Source organism: Nocardiopsis dassonvillei (assembly GCF_964273065.1).
Lineage (GTDB): Bacteria > Actinomycetota > Actinomycetes > Streptosporangiales > Streptosporangiaceae > Nocardiopsis > Nocardiopsis dassonvillei_B.
Genome location: NZ_OZ186815.1, coordinates 1330694 through 1353690, shown reverse-complemented (window position 1 = coordinate 1353690; position 22997 = coordinate 1330694). Strand labels below are relative to the sequence as shown.

Here is a 22997-nt window from a genome sequence, read left to right as displayed (position 1 = left end):
GATGCCCCGGGCGGGCGGGGGAGAACGGCCCGCCCGGGACGCTCGTCCCCGTCAGCCCCGACGGGCGCGAACCCTGTCGGCCGCCTGGCGCGCGGCCGCCGCGACCTCCTCGTCCGGGTGCAGGCGCCCCAGCGCGTCCAGCACCGGCAGCGCCGCGGGGTGGTCGACCCGCCCCACCCGCTCCTCCCCGGACAGCAGGAGTTCGCCGAGGGGATCGGTCCCCTCCTCGTTCCCGGGGTCGAGCAGTTCCGCGAGGTGCTCCTCGCCCAGGGCCAGCAGCCCGGACACCGTGTCGATCGCCCACCAGGGGCCGTACTCGGTGAGCAGCCTCCGGTGTTCCTCGGGCGGGGTCCCGGGCAGGGCCATCAGGGCCCCGGCCGCCAGGCCGGACGCCTCCGGGCGCCCGGAGGCGAGCAGGGCGCGCAGCTCCGGCGCCGCCCCGTCGCCCACCATGGACAGCACCGACACCCCGATGGTGCGGCGCAGCGCCCCCAGCGGGGTCGGGTCCCCCGTGGCGGCCGCGATCTCCCGCACCGCCTCGGCGTCCGTCCGCCCGGCCAGCCACGGCCCCACCTCGGCCGCGTGCCACTGCAGGGGGAGGGCGCTCAGCGAGTCCAGGAGCCGGGCGGCACCGTCCGCCCCCGGCTCCCCACCGCCTTCGGCCCCGGACTCCCCGCCGCCGAAGGACTCCCCGACGCGCGGTGCGGGCACCCCGCCCAGCGGCGGTCCGCCCTCGGGCAGCAGCAGCCGCGCCCCGTAGCGGCCCAGCGCGGTGAGCGCCACCGCGCCGTCGACCGGCTCGGTCGACATCGTCTCCTGGGCGCCGGGCCACAGCGGCCGGGGCGCCCGCCCGCGGCCCAGCCGGTGCGGGACCAGCAGCCCGGCGGGGGAGCGCCCGACCAGCCGGACCGCACCGGCCCTGGCCAGCCGCACCACCCCGGCGTACATCGCCTCGATCACCGCGGGATAGGCCAGGTGCTCGGGTTCCGCCGGGTCCCGGTCTCGCCTCAGGTCCCGCGCCAGGTCGACCAGGTCCATCAGCGGCACCTCGGCTCCCCGGGGCATCTCCTGCAGCATGCACAGGGCCGCCGACAGGACCTCCTCCCCGCCGACCTCCCTGCCGGGGAGCTCGTCCCCCTCGACGGCCGACAGGAACAGGGCCTCCCACACGTCCAGGAGCTCCTCGGGGTCCCCGCCCGCGATCCCGGCGGCGGGTCGTGCCGTCCCGGAATCGGCCTCGATGACCTCCAGGTCGACCGCGGCACGCCACAGCGCGGCGAACTCGGGCAGGTCCCGGGCGCCGCGCAGCCGCCGCAGCCGGTCGGCGCGCTCGGCGGCGGCCTCCTCCGACACGGCGGGCCACAGCCCCAGCTCCTCCACGGCGGCGCGCACGTCGTCGGGGCCGAGCGCCCCGTCCGGGGTCAGCGGCTTCTCCGGTGCGACCCACCGGGCCAGCCCCAGCAGGTCGCGCAGCGGCACGGTCTCCGCCGCCGCCCCGGCCAGCGACGCCTCGCTCGGCGGGGCGAAGGAGGCGCGTCCGCCCATGCCCCACCCCGACATCGGCAGGGACTCCTCGAAGTGCCCGTACTCCCGCTCGAACACCAGAGCCCGTACCGGGCAGCCGGCGGGGAGCCCGTCCCCGTCCTCCGCGACGGCATCAGCCCCCGCCTCCGCGGCCGAGGGGCCCCCGTCCTCCGGGACGACCCGCGGCCGGTCCGGCCCACCGCCGTCCGCACCCGCGCACACCATTGCCGTTCCCCGCTCTCACCGCACCGTCCGCGACGACCACCTCACCGCGTGCAACGACCACCGTTCTATCGTCTGAGCGCCCGCACCGGGGGCGGTTTCGTGCAACCGGAAGCCACTTTCCACAACGGTCCGCCCCTATCCCGCCCGCACCCCCGAAACAACCCGCCCGCACCCCGCCCAGCCGCCCGAAAACCCCTCGCACCGCCCTTTGCCCGGCAGGCATGTACCCGTCGAGATCCCACCCGCCGGACGACCGAATCCCCATCCCGGGCCCGCCGTCCACAACCCGCGCGAACACCCGGCGCGCCCTCCGCGGATCTTCTAGGTTCGGAACATGGACACCGAGAACCCTCCGACAGGCCTCGACGGGGTCGTTCCCGCACCGCTGTGGGCCGCTCTGGAACGGGCGGGGCTGACCGAAGCCGACCGCGCCGACCTCGACCGCCACCCCGACCAGGCCCTGGACCTCCTCCTGGACGCCGCCGAGCACCCGGACCGGACCGGAGACGGGGAGCGGCCGCGGCACCTGCTCGAGGCGGTCCGCGAGCACGCCCCCGAACCGGCGGTCCGCCGGTACGCGCCCTACTCCCCGGCCGACCTGCTCCGCAGGGACGGGGAACCCCACCGGGCGGGCGCCCTGGTCGACTCCCTCCTGCGCGACCGGCACCCGGCCCCCGGACCGGCCCACCTGCTCGCCGAGGAGTTCGAGGAGGCCGGGGAACACGACAAGGCCCTGCACTGCTACAACCTCGCCTGCCGCCACCTGCTCGCCGGCCCGGCCGAGCAGGCCGCCGGCGCCCACCCCTTCGACCTCATGCCGCTCCGGGGCCGGGCCCGGATGCGCGAACGCCCGGGGCCGGCACCGGACGGCCACGACCGCGTCGCCCTGACCGCCCCAGACGACCGGGACACCGCGGAGGGCCCCGATGCCCCCTTCGTCCCCGAGGTCGTCCGCCCGGTCTTCTCCCGCGACTCCCTGGCCGCCGCCCAGGACGCGCGCCTCCTGCGCGCGGGGGAGGCCGCCCACCACCACACCACCGCCGAGCGCGAGCTCCGCGAGGCCAAGCGCGCCCATCCCGACGCCCGCCTCTTCACGCTCCTCGCAGACCCCGCCGAGATCTCCCCCCTCGCCCGCGCACATCCCGACCTGGACTGCGACGACCTCCTGGAGGAATGGGCCGAGGAGGTGACCCCCGCCGACTCCCCGCGCCTGTCACCCTGGCCGCCCGGCCGCAACGAGCCCTGCTGGTGCGGCTCCACCCGCAAGTACAAGAAGTGCTGCGGCACCCCCGCCCTCCCCTGACCGGCACGGGCGCCGTCACCGTTCGAGGCCCACCCGGTCGAGTTCGGCCATGAACCGCAGCCTGCACCGGTGCCCGCTCTGCGGCCCGTCGACGAATGCCCGTCCCTCCTCCACCCGCCCCAGGCGCTCCTACAGTCGGTACACCTTCCGGGCCGGCTCGGCCGCCTCCGGGTACAGCGCCGTGTCGTGTCCCCCGGGTGGGGAGACCGGAGCACCCTCGGCCGTTCGGGTGGGGACCGGACCCGCTCCGATACCGACCGGCTCAATCCGGTGGATCGGTGCGGGCGGCCGCTGCGGGATCCACGTCGAACGCGTGGACACCCTCGGCCGAGGAGACCACGATCGTGCCGTCGGTGGCGGCCGCAAGGTCGTGTACCCGCGGCGGGAGAGACCAGGGGAGGGCGACCTTCCTCGGCGTGTCCGTGTCCAGGAACAGGTGGTACAACCGCCCTGGAAGTTCCTGCGGATGCCCCTGCTCCCGGACGAGGACGGCGACCGGTCGTCCGTCCCACTCGGTCACCCGCGACACCACAGTCCACGGGTCTCCCTCGGGGAACACCGGCTCCAGGCCTGGCAGGGTGAAGATGTCCCCGGCCTCGGCGAGGTAGGTGCACCCGGCCGCGTGAGCGATCTCCACTGCCCGGTCTTCGGGGACCCCGTGGTCGAGCCCGACTTTGCCCACCCGGGCGCCGTCGTCCGCCCGCTGTACGTAGACGAAGGGCTTGTCGACGACGTCGAAGCCGTCGGCCCAGAACTCGACGACCTCCTCGGTGCCGGGCCATGCCAGGTAGCCGTGCCGCAGGGTGAGGCACTCGCTGACCTCCCGGTAACGGAAGTGGTCGTCCCCCAGGGCCGGGAGCGGTTCGCCGGTGGCCAGGTCCACGGCGGACACCGAACGGTGGTAGGGACCCCCGCCGCCCTCGTGCAGGAAGAGCAGGTCACGGCCACCGTGGTGGCCCACGGCCAGATGACACGCGTCCTGGAACCCTTCCCCCGTCCCTACGCCGGGCAGGGGGAAGGTCTCCAGGACGGAACCATCGCGCACGTCGTTGATCACCAGGGTCTTGGAGGTGAGGGACGCCAGGACCGGGGCGGAGCCGAATGAGGGAAGTTCGGCCAGGTGGACCGGGGAGGCGAAGGAGGCCGCGGGGCCCAGGGGGCGGCGGCTCGGCAGGTCGAAGGCGATCGCGAGGTGGTCGTCGCTGAGAGGGCCGGATGCGTGTTCGTCCTCCACGGTGACCAGCAAGGTGTCCTGGACCAACTGGAGGCGGGCCCTGCCCCACCCCTCGCCCAGTAGACGGATCTCCCGCATCGTGCCCCTGTCGTTCTCGGATTTCCGGCACCTACCCGGATGCTCCGACGCACCCGTCGGACACCTCGGAAAGGACACTTCAGTCTCTCCTGCGTGCCCGTGGGACGCCGACAGGCTGTTGGCGGAGCCGACGCGCATGGCTGGCGGCACACCTTCCGGGCGCCGGACCCGGAGGAGCTCCGCACGCACCTGCCCGCGGTCGGTGAGGAGGAAGGACGGGTGGACCCGGGTGATCCCGCGGACCTCTGGAGCCCCGGCGGTCCTGCGGTGCCAGGGCGTGGGAACACCCGGCCGCCCTCGATTCCCGATCCGCCGACGTCACCGGGCCAGGGACCCCCGCCCTCGGCCGTGATGGCCGGCAGCATGGTCCCCTCCGCGAGGCGTGCCTGTCCACTGTAGGCGCCGATCGCGTTGACCAGCAGATCCCGGCCGGTGTCGGTGTACGCCCAGATCGCGAAGTTGCTGGTGCCCCTGTTCACCCCAACTATGCGGACGGCGGGTCCCACAGGAATTCCTCCGAGCGGCACCTGAAACACCCATCTCGGCGCCTCCCAGGAACGTGCTTTGCCCGGTCCGGAGAGGAACACGGAGCTTTCGGTTTTGTGAGCTTGGATATCGTTATGTGGTTGGCGATATACACGATCTGCATGAGTGCGGTGAATGGCTCGGGGCGATGCCCTCTGGATGATCCCTTTTCACGGCCGCATGTCCGGCCCGCACGTACTTCCCCGAATCCCTTCGGGAGTGGCCGATTCCGGGCATTCGGCCACTCCTCGGCCGTAGCTCCAGGAGAATCCGGACAGGCCGATGGGCGGCAGTACACGTTCGTGAAAAGGAGACCCGCATGCACAGGCGCGGATTCGGAGGACTGCTCACCGATGGGCAGTGGAACGCACTCGTCTCCACCGCGAGCAGGATCCCCTTCGTGGAAGGGCAAACCCTCCTGCACCAAGGCGATGACGCGAGCGGGGTCCATCTCGTACTCACCGGTCGGGTCCGGGTGGTCGTGGTGCGAGCCGACGGCTCTTCCGTGCCCCTCGCCTTCCGGGCCTGTGGTGAGGTGCTCGGCGAGTCGGTACTGGGCGGGGAGGAGAACACCCGTAGTGCCACGGTGACGGCCCTGTGCACCGGCGCCACGGCCTACCTGCCGGCCCGGGTCTTCCGGGACAGGCTGCGGGAGCTCGACCTGGAGGGCGCTCTGTGGCAGAGCGTTCTCCAGCGCCAGGGCGAGAGCGACCGGCTGCGGGTGCAGCAGGCGACCCTCCCCGCCGACCGCAGGCTGCCCGCGGCCCTGGTCCAGCTGGCGAGCATGCTGGGCGAACCGACCCCGGCCGCCCTCACCGACGCCCCGGAGACCCCCGGTGAGGGGCGGCTCCTGCGGGTCCCCCTCCCCCAGCAGGAGATCGCCGACTTCGTCGGTCTGTCCCGCACTTCGGTCCACCACGCCTACACCCGTTTGAAGGAGCGGAACCTGATCCGCACCGGACACCGGTACGTGGCCATTCTCGATCTGGGCGCGTTGGAGGCCCTGGCCTACGGCGAGGACCCCGAGTGACCGGAGCGGGGTGGCGCCCGTCACTCATGGCCTCGAATGTTCGGAAGTGAACAGTACGCGGCTTCCGGAACCGGGAAGCTGGCGACGGCCGATCGGAGGATGGCCGCGCGCATGACGAGGAGACCCGATGGAACTCATGGAGAACAGCAGGCCCAGCTCTGGGGGAAGCACCCCGCTGCCGCCCTACCGCGCCGTCCTGGCCGTGGACATGGAGCGGTTCAGCGCCACCGAAGCCGTGAACCAGCAGACCATCGGGGTGCTGATCCCCCGGGTACTGGAGGAGGCCTTCAAGCGCTCGGACCTGGAGTCGGTCTGGACGGACCGCAGGTTCCCCCGGCACGGCGGAGACGGTTTCGTCCTGGGGACGGAACCCCATCACCTGCCCTTCCTCATCAGCCCCCTGCTGTCGAACCTGCAGACGGTCCTGGAGGAGGTCCAGCCGGACCTGGCCGCCCGCGACCGGAACCTGCGCATGCGGTTTCGGTTGAGCATCGACGTCGGTCCACTGCCCGACCTCGGCGACGGCAGCGGCATCGACGCCATGGGCCAGGCCATGATCGACACCCACCGCCTTCTCGACTCCGAGCCTGTGCGCCAGGAGCTCAAGGACTCCGACCCCGACACCACCCTGCTGGCCGCGATCATCTCCCGGCGCGTCTTCGAGGATGTCGTCCTGGGCGGCTTCACCACCGTCAACCCCCGCCGGTGGAAGCCGGTGACCGCGACCGTCCAGAGCAAGGGCTTCCAGGCCGAGGGATACCTCTTCGTGCCCACTCCCTCGTGGAACCCCGACTCCGTGAACCGCGACGGGGAGCAGGAACGGGAGGGTGAAGGCACCGGTGGCTCCCCGGAGCGCTCAGCGGACGCCTCCGGCACCGACGGCCCGGGCCCGAGTTTCAGCGTCGGCCGCAATGACGGCCAGGCTTTTCAGATGGGGACGGTCAACGGCGGTGTGAACTTCGGAGGCGGTGCCAATGGCGGCTGAGCAGCCGCTGCCGTTCGAGGAATGGCCCGAGGCCTCGGAAGAGACCCTTCCTCCCGAGGGGGATTCGCAGCCCTCGGATTCGGGCGGCGACCACCACATCTCCACCAACCAGGGGCAGGCGGTCCAGGCCGCAACCGTCAACGGTGGTGTCCACCTCCACGAATACCGCGAGTACACCGGCGAGGCCGCCACCCGGCGCCTGCGCAAGGCCACCCGTGTGGGTCCGAGCCGGGTCGAGTTCGTCCTGTCCGCCTTCCACCCCGAGGACCCGCACCGGTACCGGGTCTTCACCACCGATCTCGACCGCCACGGCACCGGGATCATCACCGGAGAGCCGGGGACCGGCCGGGCCACATCGGCCATCCACGCCCTGGCCACGCTGAGGCGGGGTGTTCCCGTCCAGGAGGTGGTCGCCGATCCCGACGCCTCCGACGCCGGACTGGCTGGACTGGTCGGCCCGGCCGCGGGAGCGGCATGCTCCCGCTTGCTCGACCTGACCCACCTGCGCAGACCGAGCCACCTCCAGCGGACGGCCGTCCGGGGGCTGGTCGAGGACGTGCGGTCGAGCGGTTCCCTGCTGGTCGTCATCGCACGCCCGGGGGAGTGGACGGACGAACAACATGAGCACCATGCCCACCTGCGCATCGAGGCGCCTGCCCGGGCCGTGGACGTCTTCCGCCGGGCCATGACCGGACACTACGGCGCGAGCCTGACCGTACGGTGGCTCGATGATCTACGGGTCCGCAAAGCCCTGGAGGAGGTCGGCCCCGAACACGCCGTCGCGCTGTTCCGGGTCGCGGTCCGCACAGCGGAGAGGGCGGGGACTTCGACCGAGGAGGAGGTGTCCGAGTGGATCGGGTACACCCTCGAAGAGCACTCCGACACCGGTGTGGAGGTGCGCGGTCTGTTCGACGCGAACGACACGGAGACGGAGTTCCGCCGCGTGCTCCTGGAGGCGGTGGCGGTCCTGGAAGGGGCGACACGGGCGAACGTCGTCCGCGCCGCGCAGCGCCTCGCCGAACGGTGGCGGGTGCCCTCCGTGTGGCGGACCCCCATATCCGGAGACGGGCTCGGCGCCCACCTCAAGGAGATCGGAGCGCACACCAGGGGTGACCGCGTCCGTTTCGTGCACAGGGACAGATCCGCGGCGGCCCTGGACCACCTGTGGTGCGAATACCCTGACGCCCGCGCCGACTTCCAGGAGTGGTCCGGGGAGGCGGCCCGGGAACTGCCATGGTACGAGCGGACCCGGGTGGCCGAGAGGTGGTGTGCGCTGGCGGTCCGCCAGCGGGACCCGCGGCCGGTCGAGGCACTGATCGACCGCTGGGCGAACGACGCCGCCCTGAGCTTGGCGGCCGTTTCGGCGATCGCAGAGGCCGCGGTCACTCCCGAGCTGGGCGCGGCCGTGCGCTCCCGGCTGTACCGGATCGCCATCTCCCCGCGGACCACTCCGGCCGATCGCATGGTCATGGAGGTGTGCCGCGTCTACGGCCGGGTGCAGCCCCGAACGGCCCTGACCCGTCTGGGGCACATCGCGGACAAGGCGTGGCCTACCTGGGAGGGTTCGCTGCGTCATGCCGTGGACGACATCGCCGCCCACACCGACGACCTCACATCGGTGATGGAAACGCTGATCGAGTGGACCTCGACGGAGGAGGGCCGGGGACGTTCGGCTCTGGCACTGCAGGTCCTGGAACGAATCCTGTGCCGTGAGGACGACCAGCGCCTCCTTCTATGGGAGGAGCTGCTCTCGAAGAAGGTCGATGTCGGGACGGTGGCCCGGGCCTGGTGCGCCCTCGCCACTGACCCGTCCTCGGCAGGACGCGCCTTGTGGCGCTGGACGGACGCCCTGGCCGAGGTGGCGCTCGCCGACGCCCACGCCGCGGTCGTCCTGCTGTGGGCGGCTCGCAACGACGCCGGGTTCGCCCACGCCTTGGACCGCTCGCTGCGCCGTTGGCGGAGTACACATCCCCCAGGGGTCGAGGTGGTCGAGGAGATGCACCGGGCCCTGATCGAGGACCGGAACCGGGAGTGAGGAACATGGTGATAGGGCGTCTGCGTCGACGGATGGGAAACGAGATCCCCTCCTGGAGCATCGCTTTCAAAGAGCCCGCTGAGACGCACACCTTCGAGGTCCGTCTGCCCAGTTGTACCGATGGGATGTGGTTCGAGGCGACCTTCGAAGTGACGGTTTCGTGGAAGAGCCCGGACAGGGCCCGGCGGGTGCGGTCTCTGGCCCGGATCGAACGCGAGATCATCCGATCGGCCTCCGATCACTCGGCGGGGTACGTCCTGGGTGACAAGGGGCGGGCGGAGGCGGATATCGCCTGCGCTTTGATCGAGAACGGGGTATTCGGCCAGGAGGCGGTCCGTGAGATCGCCGTGGTCGTGAAGCTCTCCGCCGACTCCGAGGATCTGGCCCTGGAACGGGAGCGCGAACGCCTCGGGCACCGGGCCGAGGTGCATCGGGCCCAGCACGAGGCGTGCATGGGGCGTGTCGATGAGCTGCGCCGGGATGTGCTGTGCGATCCGATCGTCGCCCGGGTGTGGTGGTTCGAGCAGCACCGGGACCGCCTCGGCGAGGTGGCCCGCGCGGGGGAGGCTCTCGACCTGATGATCACCACCGGTGACGCGGTCGACGCGGAGGACGGAGGACGGTCGGCTGTCGTCGATCCGATTCTGGACGCGCTCCTGGTCGAGGCACAGGACTACGAGAGGGATGCGATCCTCAAGACCCTGGTCCAGATGTTGGAGAACTTCGACCACCAGGACCTGGCGGACCGGCTGCGCGAGAGGTGGCCGAGCGCATGAGCAGTGATGGGCGGATCCACACGGGGCCAGGCGGAGCGCACCGAAGGCACAGCGGACCGGTCACGAATTCCATAGGCGTGAACCACGGCACGGCATTGCAGGTGGGCACGGTCAACGGTGATGTCAACGTCGCACCCGGCTCCCGGGAACTCGATACGGCCCTACTGCGCGCGGAGACCGAGGCCAACCTCGACCTGATGGCCCGCCACCTGTCCCTGCCCTCACCGGAGGGCGGGGTCACCGTGGAGCGGGCGCTCTTCCCCGAACTGGTCCGGGCCGAACAGGGCTTCCTGCTCACCGGAGAACCCGGCATCGGCAAGACCGCGCTGATGCGCGGCCTGGCCCGGCATTACCGCGACCGGGGGCAGGACGTGGTGCTGCTGGACGCCGGATCGTTCGCCGGGCACGTCGCCGGCAAGCTCGCTCGGTCGCTGCACACCGTTCTCAGGGAGTGGACGGGAGAGGAGCCGGCCCACCTGATGATCGACTCACTGGACGGGGAACGGGGGGAGGCGCTGGGCTGGCTGTCCGACATCGTCGCCCGGCTGGACGGCACCCGCTGGCGGGTCGTCGCCAGTGCCCGCCTGTACGACATCTCCCACAACGAACGCTGGAAGACGGCCTTCAAGGGCACGCCTGTCTCCTCGGACCCCCGGCACCGGGTCGAGGCGCTCAAAGGGGTGCGGCACTTCCTGGCCGACGGGTTCACCGCGGCCGAACTGGAGGACGCCGCGGGCCGGATCCCGGGCCTGGGGACCGTGCTCGCGCAAGCGGCCCCGCCTTTCCGGGAGCTGCTGGCCAACCCCTTCAACCTCTACCTGACCTGTGACCTGCTCGCGGAAGGCACCTGGGACCAGGGCGCCGCCGAGCCCTCCGACCAGCTTGTGCTGCTCGAACGGTACTGGGGCGCGCGCGTCGCGAACGACGGCGGCCTCGACCGGATCCGGCTGCTGAAGGACGTGTGCAGCCTGATGCTGGACCGGCGCCGGCTCCAGATCAGCGCCGCGGACCTGCCCTCCGGTCACGGCGAGGCGATGGCCGAACTCTCCGGGAACGGGGTCCTGCGACCGATCCCCTCGCGCTACGCCCATGCCGTCCCCTCGGTGGCCTTCCCCCACCACATCCTCTTCGACTACGCGGTCGCGCAGCTGGTCTTCGTAGGCGAGGAGGGGTCCGTACTGGCGGAGCTGCTCGACGCGGAGCCCAACCTGGTCTTCATCGCCCGCCCCGCCATCGACCTGCACCTGGCCCAGACCTGGGACATCGACCCCACACGGGAGGAGTTCGCCCGACTGTTCCGACGACTCGTCCGGTCGGAGAACATCCTTGTCGGGGTCGCGGCCGCAGCGGTCGTGGTGGTCCGGTCCCGGTCGGAGGCGGACATCGCCTGGTTGACGTCGGAGGAGGCTCCCGGGGACGCTGAGGGCATCGGCCTGGTGATCGGTGTCCTCGGTGAGGACACCGGAGGGGAACCGCACATCCGCAAGCGATCGGTCGAGATCTGGACCTCGATGGCCGTCGTCCTCGCAGAGCGGTTGGACGGGGGCTTCCGCCCTCGAACGGTCAACCTGCTCCAGAGGATCCTACGGACTCTGGACGGACTGGAACCCCTGAGCCCCGATGCGGTCCGGGCGCACGAGCGGGCGTCATGCGTCGCGGCCCTGATGACCACGGCCCTTGAGGACACGGCGGGCCGTGCCCGCCTCGCCGCGGCGGCATCCCAGAGCCTGCCCGTCGCGGTAGCCGTTGATAGTGGCCATGGCGACCTGGTGCGACGGATCATGCACGATCCGCATACCCGCGAACACAACCCCGACGTCTTCTACTGGTGTGTGGTCGGAGCCGCGGACATCGCACATGCCGCTCCGGCCATCGCGGCCGAACTCGTGGAGACCGTATGGGGGCTGACCGGGGACCGTAACGAGATGACACCCCTGCTGACGGGCGTCCTCTCTCTCAGCAGCAACCTGGAGCAGGATTTCACCCGGGTCCGATACCAGGTCGGCGAGGTCTTCCCCAGGCTCATCCCCCTCATCGGGATCGAGGCGGCCTGCCGTGTCCTGGCGACGGCCACGCGGGAGGCGTACTTCACCGAAGCCGAGAAGCAGTGCCGTTACCGGTTGCTCGCCGAGGGGGAAGAGGGGCTGGTGCTGGTGGGTCTCGCCTCTCTGCGCCACTCCGGCGGGTACGGCGCCGCCGGGAACATGACCGACGCCCTGCTTGACTGGGCCGAGCGGACGGGTGTCGACGGTACGCACACCACGGTTCGGTTTCTGGTCCGCCACGTCCGGCACCCTGACGTCTGGAACCGGACGATGATCCGTATGCGGGAACGCGTGGACCTGTGGAGCACTGCCGCGGTCATACTGCTCTCTTCCGGAGGCCTGCTCGCCAACACGGTGACGCGCCGCGAGGCCGCGGCACTCCTGGGGGCGGTGAGCCCGAAGGCCACGGATGACGAGCATCGGTGTCTGGAGGAGGCCGTGGAGGCGGCTGCCGAGACTGCGGCTCCTGACGGCGGCCCTGACCTGCTACGGGTCCTGGACGAACTCGTTCTGTACCTGGGTGGGACGAGGCTGACCAACCCTTCGCTGGCCGAACGCCGGGAGATCGTGGATCACTTGGACGAACCGCCCGAGGTGTCCTCCTGGAAGATCACCACTGGATTCAGGTCGCTGACTCCGCAGGAGAAGTTCGGCGAGGACGTATGCGCTCAGCTCGGTCCGGAGCGGCTGGTACTGGTGGAGCGTCTCGACGGCCTCCGCGCTCGGTCTGAGGCTGAGAGGGATGAGGCGTGGCTCGCGGAACTCATCGAGCTGCTCTCCGAAGCGCTTCGGGATCGTTCTCTCATGGAGCGCATGTTCCCGGATCGGGACGACCCGGCCGCGGAAGTGGTGGTGGGAGCCGCCCGTGCACTGGCCGGTTCCGGTGGCGTCGCTCCGGAGACGGAACTCGGTCGTCGGATCTGTGAGGTGTTCCGGCAGGTCATCGGATCAGCGTCGGGTAGGGAGGGAGAAAGCCCGTGATGTCGTGGTCGAACACGTCCCGGCGCAATGCGGTGGAAGGCCTGGCCGTCCTTCTGGGGTGTGACGCCTGGCGGTCGGCCGAAGGAGAACGGCTCAGAGCCGACCTGTTCCCTTTCTCGGCCGACCGGGACGATGCGTGCCGCCTGTTCGCCGCCCAGGTGGCATCCCTGCTGGACCCCGATCCGGCCAGAGCACTCGACATGATCCACAGGCGGTTGAAGGAAGAACCGGTGTTCGAGGTTGGGGGGACCCTGGCGGTGCAGCTCGGCCGTTTCGTCAACGAATTCCCGAGCTTGGTCGACCAAGTCGTCTACGACGCCGCCTTCGGTCCGTGGTTGGAGCCCCTCGACGACGAGGGCGCCCAGGTGGACATCATGTTCATAGACGGCTTCGTTCAAATCGTTCTCTTCCTGGCCCTGCACAGAGGAACCCCGAACGCGCGGTCCCTGGCCTCGTCATGGTTCGGGGAACCGACTGAATCTCAGGTGTGCGACCGTGCTCTCCTGCTGGTCAGGGATTTTCTCGCGGGTGGCGACGCGGAGGTCCGGGAAAGGGCCGCAGGGCTGCTCTTGACGGCCACCGCCGCCGTGGAGCGGCTCCGGCTGGAGGCCGAGCCGGGCTCCGAGGAGTTACGCAAGGCCTTTCTCACGGCCTCGGAGATCTGCACGACCGTCCACCTGGCGGCGGAGGGCCACCGCGATCCGCATACACGGGTTTCCGAGCCGCCTGAGGGGCTGCTCTCGCACGTGCTCCCGATCCTGCGCGGGCTGACCGGTTTCCGTGAACCCTCGATCGTGCACGACATCGTGAAGACCCTCGCCTGCCTCGCCCCTCAGGACCCGCGCGCGGTTCTGGGCTGCCTGCGCGGTACGGTCCACGTCGGTGATCCCTACGCCTACGACTCGCTGGCACAGCGGGAGACGATCGCCCTGTGCGCCCGCTACCTCGCGGAATTCTGGGAGGACATCATGGATGAACCGGACTCGCTCACCGCTCTGCGCGAAGTCATCGGGGTGTTCGTCCATGCCGGGTGGCCCGAGGCGATCGGCCTGTCCCGCCGGCTGGGGGAGGCCTTCAGATGAGGGACAGAGGAGCTTCCCGCACCGGGCTTCGCCACCTGCGCCCGGAAGGGGACTTTGGTCCCGGTACGGGGTCCCCGGGGGCGGCGCTACGCTGGGCCTTCCGGCCGTTCCCGCAGCCCCCGAACCCGCGGCCCACCGGTGCGAAGGCAGGTTCCGAGTGCAACCCTTGAAAGACCACGACCCACGGACCCTGGGCGACATCGCGATCCTGGGCAGACTCGGCACCGGCGGCATGGGCATCGTCTACGCGGGGCGCACCGCGGACGGGACGGCGGTCGCCGTCAAGACCATGCGCGAGGCCCTCAGCGACCAGTCCGAACTGCGTGAGCGCTTCGATCGCGAGGCCGCTGCCCTGGCCATGGTGCAGGGCCCCGGCACCGCCGGCCTGGTGTCGCACTCCGTGCCCGGGGACGACCCGCAGTGGCTGGCCATGGAGTACGTGTCCGGGCTGGACCTGTCGGCCTACGTCAAGGGTGAGGGCCCGCTGGACGCCATGACCGGGACCGCGCTCGCGTTCTGCGTGACCGACGCACTCGCTTCGATCCACGCCGCCGGACTGCTGCACCGCGACTTCAAGCCGTCCAACATCATGCTCGGTCCCACCGGCCCCCTGGTGATCGACTTCGGGCTGGTGGCCATGGGCGGAGCGGGCGGGGAGCTCACCGTGACCGGCGCCCACATGGGCACCCCGCTGTTCATGGCACCCGAGCAGTTCGGGGCCGCGGACAAGGTCACCGAGGCGGCCGACGTCTACGCCCTGGGCGCGGTACTGGCCTACACCCTGACCGGGCGCCACCCCTACACCGGACCGACCGACCACGCCGTCCGCCACGCGATCTGTGACCCCGAGGTCGCCCCCGACCTGGAGGGGGTGCCCGCGGAGCTGGCCCCGCTGCTGCGGGCGCTGCTGTCCGTCGACCCCGAGGACCGGCCTCCGCTCGTCCAGGTGCGACTCCAGCTCACCGAACGCCTGGCCGTGCTGGGACTGACCCCGGGCGGGGCGCGCCGCCTCGTCGCGGAGCGCACTCACCTTCCCGGTGCGGAGATCCCCGACGTGGCGGGCAGGGAACCGAAGGAGCGCCGCACACAGCGGCCCGCGCCGACCGCGGCCCCCACCCGGGTCGGGACGGGCGTTCGCCGCGCCGCGGCGGTGGCCGCCCGGTTGCGCCGCGGGTACGCCCGCCCCGCCGCCTGAGGCCCGGCCGGCCCGGCCCGCCGCGAACCCGCGCCGGGTGTGTCAACCGTCTCTTGGAGCGGCGCGTGTGATCTGTGAGGACACAGAGGACACACGCGACAGAACGACCGTGAACACCGTGAACAGAATGAGGCCCGTGCAGTGACCACAGACAGCGCAGACCACGGCGCGGACACCCCCTACGCCGCCGGGGCGCGGGTCGTGGTCCGCGACGCCGAGTGGATGGTGCGCACCTGCACCCCCACCGAGAACGACGGCTACCTGCTGCGCGTGGTGGGCGTGTCCGAGTTCGTCCGGGGAGAGGAGGCGTTCTTCTTCACCGGCATAGACGAGGTGACCACGCTGCTCCCGGAGGAGACCGAGCTGGTCCACGACACCTCCTCCGGGTACGCCGACGCCCGCCTCTACCTGGAGTCGGTGCTGCGCCGCACCCCGCTGCCGCAGTCGGAGCGCCGCCTGGCCATGGCCGGCGGGTTCCTCCTCGACGACAAGGTCTACCAGCGCCGCCCCGCCGAACTCGCCCTGAAGGGCCTGCGCCCGCGCGTGCTCATCGCCGACGTGGTCGGCCTCGGCAAGACCCTGGAGATCGGCCTGACCCTGGCCGAGCTCATCCGCCGCGGCCGCGGCGAGCGCATCCTGGTCGTCACCCCGCAGCAGGTGCTGGAGCAGTTCCAACAGGAGCTGTGGACCCGGTTCGCCATCCCCCTGGTGCGCCTGGACTCGGTGGGCCTGGAGCGCATCCAGCGCGACATCCCCGCCGGACGCAACCCGTTCCTGTTCTTCAAGCGGGTCATCATCTCCATCGACACCCTCAAGAACGAGGGCAAGTACGGCCAGCACCTGCGCAGCATGCACTGGGACGCCGTCGTCATCGACGAGTCCCACAACCTCATCAACGAGGGCAACCTGCGCAACCGGCTCGCCCGCCTGCTCTCGGAGCACACCGACGCGCTGCTGCTGGCCTCGGCCACCCCGCACAACGGTGATGCCGCCTCCTTCGCCCAGCTCATCGACCTGCTCGACCCGGCGGCGATCGCCGACCCCACCGCCTACACCGCCGAGCAGATCGGCCACCTCTACATCCGCCGCACCAAGGTCAACCCCGAGGTGCGAGCGGAGATGGGCGACAAGTGGCCCGACCGGGGCCCGTCGGTACCGGTGCGGGTGGCCGCCACCCCGGCCGAGGAGGCGGTGTTCGCCGAACTCGCCCAGGTGTGGCTGGCCGGCGACGCCCGCCAGGACGGCCCGGTGGTCACCAAGAAGGACCGGCTGTTCCCGTACACCCTGCTCAAGGCGTTCCTGTCCTCGCACCGGGCGCTGGCCGCCACCGCGGGCAACCGGCTCAAGACCCTGGACCGCAAGCGCGCCGCTGCGGCGGGGAACGGGGGCGGGGCGGACGGGACCACCGGCCCCGGGCGCGAGGACCGCGAGTACACGGCCCTGACCACCCTGAAGAACCTGGCCGAGAAGATCGACACCTCCTCCTCCGCCAAGTTCCAGGGCCTCGTCGCCCAGCTCAAGGAGATCGGGGTGGCCAAGAAGAGCCCCACCCGCGTCGTGGTCTTCTCCGAGTCGGTGCCCACCCTCACCTGGCTGCACGAGCACCTGCCCGCCGCCCTGGGCCTGGGCAGAGAACAGGTCGCCCTCATGCACGGCGGCCTGTCCGACACCCGGCAGCAGGAGGTCATCGCCGACTTCGCCCTGTCTGAGAGCAAGGTCCGCGTCCTTATCACCGGCGACGTCGCCTCCGAGGGCGTCAACCTGCACCGCCAGTGCCACCACATCGTGCACTACGACCTGCCGTGGTCGCTGATCCGCATCGAACAGCGCAACGGCCGCATCGACCGCTACGGCCAGGAGCACGAGCCGCAGTTCCGCGCCCTCATCCTCACCTCCGCCACCGACGGTGCCGTGGACGACACCAAGGTCACCGAACGCCTGCTGGAGCGCGAGGCCGAGGTGCACCGCAACCTCGGCACCGCCCAGGCCGAGACCGGCCTGTACAGCGCGGACAAGGAGGAAGACCGACTGGTCCTGGACCTGCTGGCCGGACGCACCGTGGACGAGTCCATCGACGCCTCCCACCGGGAGGACTCAGGCGACGGCTGGGACGACGACGTGTTCTTCGGGGACTTCGTCGACGACGGCTCCGGGCCGCCGGAAACCGCCCCGGTGCCGCGCCTGTTCGGCTCCACCGAGGAGTTCGTCCGCTCGGCCCTGGATGTCGTCGGGACCGGCCTGGACCTGGGCGGCGACGAGAAGGTGCTGGCGTTCACCCCGCCCCAGGACCTCAAACAGCGGCTGAAGGCGCTGCCCGCCGACTACCTGCGCACCCACAAGGTCATGGAGCGCCTGCGGGTGACCTTCGACGCTCCGCACGCGCAGCGCAGGCTCGACGAGGCCCGCGCCACCAGGACCACCTGGCCCGACACCGGGTACGTCACCGACCTGCACCCACTGGTGGAATGGCTGGTCGACAAGGTGCAGGTGCGCATGCCGCGCGGCCGGGCGCCAGTGCTGGTGGGAAAGGTGGACCAGCCGGTATTCCTCATCCAGGGCACCTGTTCCAACGCGCTGGGCCAGCCCACGGTGGTGGAGTGGATGGCCGTGACCGGCCTGCCCGACACACCGCGTGTACTGGACATGTTCGCGGTGCTGGAGACCGCCGGAGTGGGACCGGGCATGGTCAACACCGGACGGGGCGGAGACCTGGCGGACGTTCAGGCCCTGGTCCCGGCGGCGGTCCGCACAGCCGCCGCCCACCTGGAGCAGCGGCAGGGCGAGTACGCGGCCCGGATCGAAGCTGACCTGGCGGCCTCGGAGAACCGGGTCGAGCAGTGGGAACAGCTCGCCCTGGAGGGGCTGGGCGAGGACCCCCGGGCTCAGAACAAGCGTGGAGCGGTGCGCGACACCGCGGATCAGCAGCGCAGGCTGGTGGAGAAGATGCGGACCGTGGGGGAACCCCTGCTGCGCGTCCTGGCCGTGGTGAAGGGCGGCGAGTGAACATGGGCTTCGATTCCGTGATCAACCGGGGAGAGTACTTCTCCGACCACTACCTGGCCGAAGTGCTGCCCGCCACCCTCAGGAAGGGCGTCTTCAAGGAGTGGGGCGAGCGCGAGGCCGAGGAGACCCGCCGGGTCACCGCCGCCCGCGAGAACCCGAACGCCACCGAGGAGGAGCGCCGGCGGCGACGGGTCACCCCGCGGGCCGGGCTGATCGGCTACCGGACGGCGTACTTCGACGAGCGCCCGGCACTGGCGGAGGTCGCCGAACGCCTGGAAGGCGGGGAACGGCTGCGCGACGGCGAGGCGGCCGAACACGCCGAGCGCCTGCACCGGCTGCACCGCGAGCTGCTGACCGCCCTGGGCTACAGCCCCAAGGACGAGCCGCTCACCGCGCACTTCGCCCACGGCGAGGACACGGTGGAGGTGCGACTGGCGCTGCACGAGCCGACCGTCGCCGCGATCGAGTGCGGCTGGGCGCCGGACGTCGACGCCGCCATGGACCCGGCGGGGGCCGGGTGGTTGCTCGACCCGGTGCGGCTGAGCGGGAGCGAGTCGGTCGACCTGGGCGCCAAGCTGGTGTCGTGGCTGTTCGCGCGGGAGGAGGGCCTGCGCTACGTGCTGGTGCTGGTCGGCGGCGTGGTGATCCTCGCCGACCGCGCGGTGTGGGGTGAGGGTCGGTACCTGGGCGTCAGCCTGGACACCGCGCTGGGCCGCAATGATCGGGACGAGCTGGGCACCATCGCGGCCCTGCTGGGCGCGGAGGCGCTGCTGCCCTCGGAGGACGGCAGCGGCGATGCGCTGGCGGGACTGGTGGAGTCCAGCCACCAGCACGCCGTGGGGGTGTCCAAGGAGCTGCGGCAGGGCCTGCAGCGCTCGGTGGAGATCATCGCCAACGAGGTGCTGGACCGGCTGCGCGAGCAGAAGGTGAGCCCGCACGCCATCGACACCGGCACCGGGCGCACCTTCGCCGACGAGCTGGCCCGACAGTCGCTGCGCTACCTGTACCGGATCCTGTTCCTGCTGTATGCGGAGGCCCGTCCGGAGCTGGGCGTGGTGCCCGCCAAGGACGAGGCGTACGTGCGCGGGTACAGCATGGCGCGGCTCGGGGACCTGGTCGTCAACGACCTCCAGGGGGAGGAGGCCCGGCTCAGCACGCACCTGTACGAGTCGCTGGACCTGCTGTTCCGGATGGTCAACGAGGGGCACAACCAGCGCGGGTACGTGCTGTCGGAGGAGGAGGCCGCCGGGCTGTCGGAGGGGGAGGGGCTGCGGTTCGAGCCGCTCAAGGCCGACCTGTTCGACCCGGCGCGCACCCACCTGATCGGGAAGAGCCTGGTCCACCCGGACGACGACCCCGACGAGCCCGAGATGCCGCGGTTGGACACCCGGCTGCGGAACGCGGCGCTGCACCGGGTGCTGCGGATGCTCATGCTGTCCCGGGGCAGCAAGAAGGGACGCGGCGGGTTCATCTCCTACGCGCAGCTCGGCATCAACCAGCTGGGCGCGGTGTACGAGGGGCTGATGTCCTACACCGGGCGCATCGCCGAGGAGACCCTGTACGAGGCGGCCAAGAACGGCGACCCGAGGGACGGGTCGTGGCTGGTGCCCGAGTCCAAGGTCGACGACTACCCGAGTGACGTGTGGGTGCCCGAACTGGACGAGGACGGGCGGCCGACGGAGGACCGGCGCAAGTATCGGGCCGGGCAGTTCGTGTACCGGCTGGCGGGGCGCGACCGGGAGACGAGCGCGTCGTACTACACGCCGGAGTCGCTGACCCGGCTGACGGTGCAGCTGACGTTGCGGGAGCGGCTGGACCAGAACGGGGAGCGGACCCCGGCGCGGGAGCTGCTGGAGTGGACGATCTGCGAGCCCGCGTTGGGCTCGGGGGCGTTCCTCAACGAGGCGATCAACCAGGTCGCGGCGGAGTACCTGAAGCGGGCGCAGGAGGAGCGCGGGGAGGAACTGGACCCGGAGCGCTACGCGCTGGAGCTTCAGAAGGTGAAGGCGTACATCGCCCTGCACCGGGCCTACGGGGTGGACCTCAACGAGACCGCCGTGGAGCTGGCGGAGGTGTCGCTGTGGCTGAACGTGATGCACCCGGGGTTGCAGGCACCGTGGTTCGGGCTGCACCTGCGGCGGGGGAACTCGCTGGTGGGGGCGGGGCGGCGACTGTACTCGCCGGAGCAGGTGAAGAGCGGGGAGTGGCTGAAGAGCGCTCCGAAGGACGTGCCGTTCCGGGACGGGGAGATCCCGGAGGGGTACATCCACCACTTCCTGCTGCCCGCGCAGGGGTGGGGGAGCGTCGCGGGTGAGAAGGTGGCGAAGGAGCTGGCGCCGGAGGACACTGCGAAGCTCAACGCCTGGCGTAGGTCGATCCGCAAGCGCCCCAAGGCCGGGAATGGGAAGGCGACCCAGCTCAAGCGATTGCAGGCGCTGTCGCGGAGGGTGGAGTACTGGTGGGACTTCGTCGTGCGGAGGCTGGAGCTCTCCGAGCGGGAGATCAGTCGGTGGATCAAGGTGTACGGAGCCGAGTGGATTGACGAGCCCGAGAACCCCATCTCCAGGGAGCAGGTGCGGGAGAACCTCGAAGCCGTCGGGAAGCCGTACTGGCGGCTGAAGACGGTGATGGATGCGTGGTGTGCGCTGTGGTTCTGGCCGGTGCAGGAAGCCGGGCTGTTGGACGGCAGTGACGATGTCTATAAGGGGTTGGACCGTTCTCTGGAGGCCAGCTCGGCCGGGAATGCCCAGAAAGTTGCGGCTCCGAAGAGCATGAACATGGCGGACCTGGAGGGGTGGCTTGCCTTTGCCGAGGCGGTTCTGGGTTCGCACGATGCGGGCAAGGATTCGCTTTTCGCTGAGAAGATCACCTCTCTCCAGGATCTGGACCTGCAAGAAGAGAACTTGCCCGGGGCTCTGGGGGCCATGAAGACAGAGCTGCTGGGGGAGAGGTTTCCCTGGCTACACGAAGTGGAGAGGCTTGCCCGTGGCCACGGGTTCTTCCACTGGGAACTCCAGTTCGCTCACCTTTTTAAAGTCGGGGAAGGATTCGACATCCAGGTTGGAAATCCGCCATGGGTGAGACCGAAGTGGGAGGAAGGCGCTGTACTTGCTGAGGTGGATCCATGGTTTGTGCTAGTGGGCGGTTCCTTGCTGGGTAAGAGAAGGGAAATGATTCTCAAGTCGCCTCGGGCGGTTTCTTCCTGCCTGGGAGAATTGGCATCGATTTCTGCTCTCTCTGGCTTTCTCTCTGGAGTCGAATCATATACGCTTTTGGCTGGCACGCAGCCTGATCTCTATAGGGCTTTCATGTGTCGCTCGTGGGGCAATTCGAAGGTTTCCGGTCTAATTCATCCCGACACACATTTTGGTGGCTCCAGGGAGGCCTCCCTGAGGCACGAGTCTTATTTGAGGCTTCGCTTTCATGCTCATTTTATGAATGTCTCGAACTGGGCTTTTGATGTTCCGATCAGTCGAACTGCGGAATTCGGTGTGCATATCTACGGAGCCCCGAAGGATGTGGAATTTGATAGCATGAACTGGCTTTTCGGTGCTAATGTTGTCGTTCCTTCTCTTGATCATGATGGGTGTGGCCCTGTTCCTGGCATGAGGATTGGTGGGTCGTGGGATCTGCGCCCTCATGGGGGGAGGATTATTCGAGTGGACAGTGAGAAGCTCAGGTCCTGGAGCGCGCTGATCGAGGGTTCGGAGTCTCGCTCGGAGTCCACTCCTCTGCTTTATCCGGTTTCCATTGGTGAGGACTCACTGATTGAGTCGATTGCCAGAGTTGATGTACGCCTGGGGAGCTTTGGTCCTTTCGTTTCAAGTGGTTACCATGAAATGGTGGCCAAAAGAGAAGGGCTCATTGAATGGGAGTCGTTTAATCCGGAGTCGTGGTCTGATGTGGTGATCCAAGGGCCTCACTTCTCTCAGTTGAATCCGTATTCGAAGTCTCCAAATGTGCCATGCAGGAGTCAGCAGGATTGGACCCCTTGGAATATCTCTGAGCTGGGTGAGGGCGAGGTTCCACCATGTAACTATAAGAGAGCTTCAAGTGTGGAAAAATTTCTCTCGATGCAAGACTTGTGGAATGGGGAGAGGTATTCTAAGTTTTATCGCTTGGCTTGGCGGGTGATGGTTCCTTTCAATACTGAAAGGAGTTTGTTTGCTGCCCTGATCCCACCTGGACCTGCGCACGTGCATGCAGTCCATTCGATGTGGGTGAAGGATAACCGCACCACGGTGCTGAACGCTGGTTTTTGGGCATCCCTGCCGCTCGATTATCTGCTACGTATCACCGGGCGCTCGCATCTTCAGGTTGCCGAGGCGAGCAAGATGCCCGCACCGGCCCCTGGGCATCCCCTGGAAACCGCGCTGCTTGTGCGCACAATGCGGCTGAACTCCCTGACCAACGCCTACGCGCCACTGTGGGAGGAGTTGTACGACGATTCCTGGCGGCAGCAGACCTGGGCCGTCGACTGGGAGGATCTCGCCCCGCTTGGCGAGGTCACCCCTGAGTGGGAGTACGCCTCACCGCTTCGCACTGAGCGCGAGCGGCGTGCCGCCCTCGTCGAACTCGACGCGCTCGTCTCCGTCTGGCTCGGGATCACGGCCGACCAGCTTGCCATCGTTTACCGTTCCCGCTTTCCGGTTCTGTTCGATTACGAGGCCGAGATGTGGTTCGACGCTAACGGGCGCAAGATCGCCAAGAATCACAACACCTACGGCTATGGGCAGACGAAGGAGGACTACCTCCAGCTCCAGAAGTACCTGGGAACCAAGGATCCTGCCGACATCCCCGCCGGCTACTCCGCGCCCTTCTACAAGGCCGACCGGGAGCGTGAGTACCGCGAGGCGCACGCCTACTTCACCGAGATCGTGGAGCGCGCTAAGCGTGACGGCACCTGGACCGAGCCCGAGCGACCCGCATCCGTCGCCCCGGATGCCTCTGCCATCTCCGCCCCCGGGGAGGACTGA

Annotated in this window: 12 protein-coding genes; 10 read left to right on the top strand and 2 right to left on the bottom strand. The window is 69.7% G+C overall.

Annotated elements, in window-relative coordinates; genetic code table 11:
• Positions 1 to 51: 51 nt before the first annotated feature.
• Positions 52 to 1749 (bottom strand): hypothetical protein, encoded by a 1698-nt coding sequence (locus tag ACSUPR_RS06070; protein ID WP_436889987.1) that lies wholly within the window; start codon positions 1747 to 1749, stop codon positions 52 to 54.
• A gap of 334 nt (positions 1750 to 2083) precedes the next feature.
• Between ACSUPR_RS06070 and ACSUPR_RS06065 the strand changes: the two genes are divergently transcribed.
• On the top strand, positions 2084 to 3052 hold the full coding sequence (locus tag ACSUPR_RS06065) for an SEC-C metal-binding domain-containing protein (protein WP_436889986.1): 969 nt from the start codon (positions 2084 to 2086) through the stop codon (positions 3050 to 3052).
• 262 nt (positions 3053 to 3314) lie between these two features.
• On the opposite strand, the gene ACSUPR_RS06060 is transcribed toward ACSUPR_RS06065, so the two are convergent.
• The gene (locus ACSUPR_RS06060) at positions 3315 to 4364 is read right to left on the bottom strand and encodes a hypothetical protein (RefSeq protein WP_436889984.1); all 1050 of its coding nucleotides are present in this window, start codon (positions 4362 to 4364) and stop codon (positions 3315 to 3317) included.
• Between the two features lie 844 nt (positions 4365 to 5208).
• On the opposite strand from ACSUPR_RS06060, the gene ACSUPR_RS06055 reads away from it, so the two are divergent.
• From ACSUPR_RS06055 to ACSUPR_RS06015, 9 genes are all read left to right on the top strand, one after another.
• Complete coding sequence (locus ACSUPR_RS06055; protein ID WP_436889982.1) at positions 5209 to 5919, top strand: Crp/Fnr family transcriptional regulator; 711 nt, start codon at positions 5209 to 5211, stop codon at positions 5917 to 5919.
• 136 nt (positions 5920 to 6055) lie between these two features.
• Positions 6056 to 6904 (top strand): hypothetical protein, encoded by an 849-nt coding sequence (locus ACSUPR_RS06050; protein ID WP_436891886.1) that lies wholly within the window; start codon positions 6056 to 6058, stop codon positions 6902 to 6904.
• Positions 6894 to 8939, top strand: coding sequence for a hypothetical protein (locus tag ACSUPR_RS06045; protein WP_436889981.1), 2046 nt, complete (start codon positions 6894 to 6896; stop codon positions 8937 to 8939). The genes ACSUPR_RS06050 and ACSUPR_RS06045 overlap by 11 nt, the downstream gene beginning before the upstream one ends.
• A 32-nt stretch (positions 8940 to 8971) precedes the next feature.
• Entirely contained in the window at positions 8972 to 9715 is a 744-nt protein-coding gene (locus ACSUPR_RS06040; protein ID WP_436889980.1) for a hypothetical protein, read from the top strand.
• A 77-nt stretch (positions 9716 to 9792) separates the two neighbouring features.
• Positions 9793 to 12741, top strand: coding sequence for an AAA family ATPase (locus ACSUPR_RS06035; protein WP_436889978.1), 2949 nt, complete (start codon positions 9793 to 9795; stop codon positions 12739 to 12741).
• Positions 12741 to 13823, top strand: coding sequence for a hypothetical protein (locus tag ACSUPR_RS06030; RefSeq protein ID WP_436889975.1), 1083 nt, complete (start codon positions 12741 to 12743; stop codon positions 13821 to 13823). The genes ACSUPR_RS06035 and ACSUPR_RS06030 overlap by 1 nt, the downstream gene beginning before the upstream one ends.
• A 166-nt stretch (positions 13824 to 13989) precedes the next feature.
• Positions 13990 to 15018 carry a serine/threonine-protein kinase gene (locus ACSUPR_RS06025; RefSeq protein ID WP_436889974.1) on the top strand — a complete coding sequence of 343 codons (1029 nt, stop codon included), beginning with the start codon at positions 13990 to 13992 and terminating at the stop codon, positions 15016 to 15018.
• A 141-nt stretch (positions 15019 to 15159) separates the two neighbouring features.
• Positions 15160 to 18021 carry a DEAD/DEAH box helicase gene (locus ACSUPR_RS06020; RefSeq protein WP_436889972.1) on the top strand — a complete coding sequence of 954 codons (2862 nt, stop codon included), beginning with the start codon at positions 15160 to 15162 and terminating at the stop codon, positions 18019 to 18021.
• A 2-nt stretch (positions 18022 to 18023) separates the two neighbouring features.
• Positions 18024 to 22997, top strand: a complete 4974-nt coding sequence (locus ACSUPR_RS06015; protein WP_436891885.1) for a class I SAM-dependent DNA methyltransferase — start codon at positions 18024 to 18026, stop codon at positions 22995 to 22997.

What these genes read in the sequence shown, in the direction of transcription:
- ACSUPR_RS06030 (WP_436889975.1), top strand. Translation starts at nt 12,741, where the DNA reads ATGTCGTGGTCGAACACGTCCCGGCGCAATGCGGTGGAAGGCCTGGCC.
- ACSUPR_RS06070 (WP_436889987.1), bottom strand. Translation starts at nt 1,749, where the DNA reads ATGGTGTGCGCGGGTGCGGACGGCGGTGGGCCGGACCGGCCGCGGGTC.
- ACSUPR_RS06045 (WP_436889981.1), top strand. Translation starts at nt 6,894, where the DNA reads ATGGCGGCTGAGCAGCCGCTGCCGTTCGAGGAATGGCCCGAGGCCTCG.
- ACSUPR_RS06015 (WP_436891885.1), top strand. Translation starts at nt 18,024, where the DNA reads ATGGGCTTCGATTCCGTGATCAACCGGGGAGAGTACTTCTCCGACCAC.
- ACSUPR_RS06065 (WP_436889986.1), top strand. Translation starts at nt 2,084, where the DNA reads ATGGACACCGAGAACCCTCCGACAGGCCTCGACGGGGTCGTTCCCGCA.
- ACSUPR_RS06050 (WP_436891886.1), top strand. Translation starts at nt 6,056, where the DNA reads ATGGAGAACAGCAGGCCCAGCTCTGGGGGAAGCACCCCGCTGCCGCCC.
- ACSUPR_RS06060 (WP_436889984.1), bottom strand. Translation starts at nt 4,364, where the DNA reads ATGCGGGAGATCCGTCTACTGGGCGAGGGGTGGGGCAGGGCCCGCCTC.
- ACSUPR_RS06040 (WP_436889980.1), top strand. Translation starts at nt 8,972, where the DNA reads ATGGGAAACGAGATCCCCTCCTGGAGCATCGCTTTCAAAGAGCCCGCT.
- ACSUPR_RS06055 (WP_436889982.1), top strand. Translation starts at nt 5,209, where the DNA reads ATGCACAGGCGCGGATTCGGAGGACTGCTCACCGATGGGCAGTGGAAC.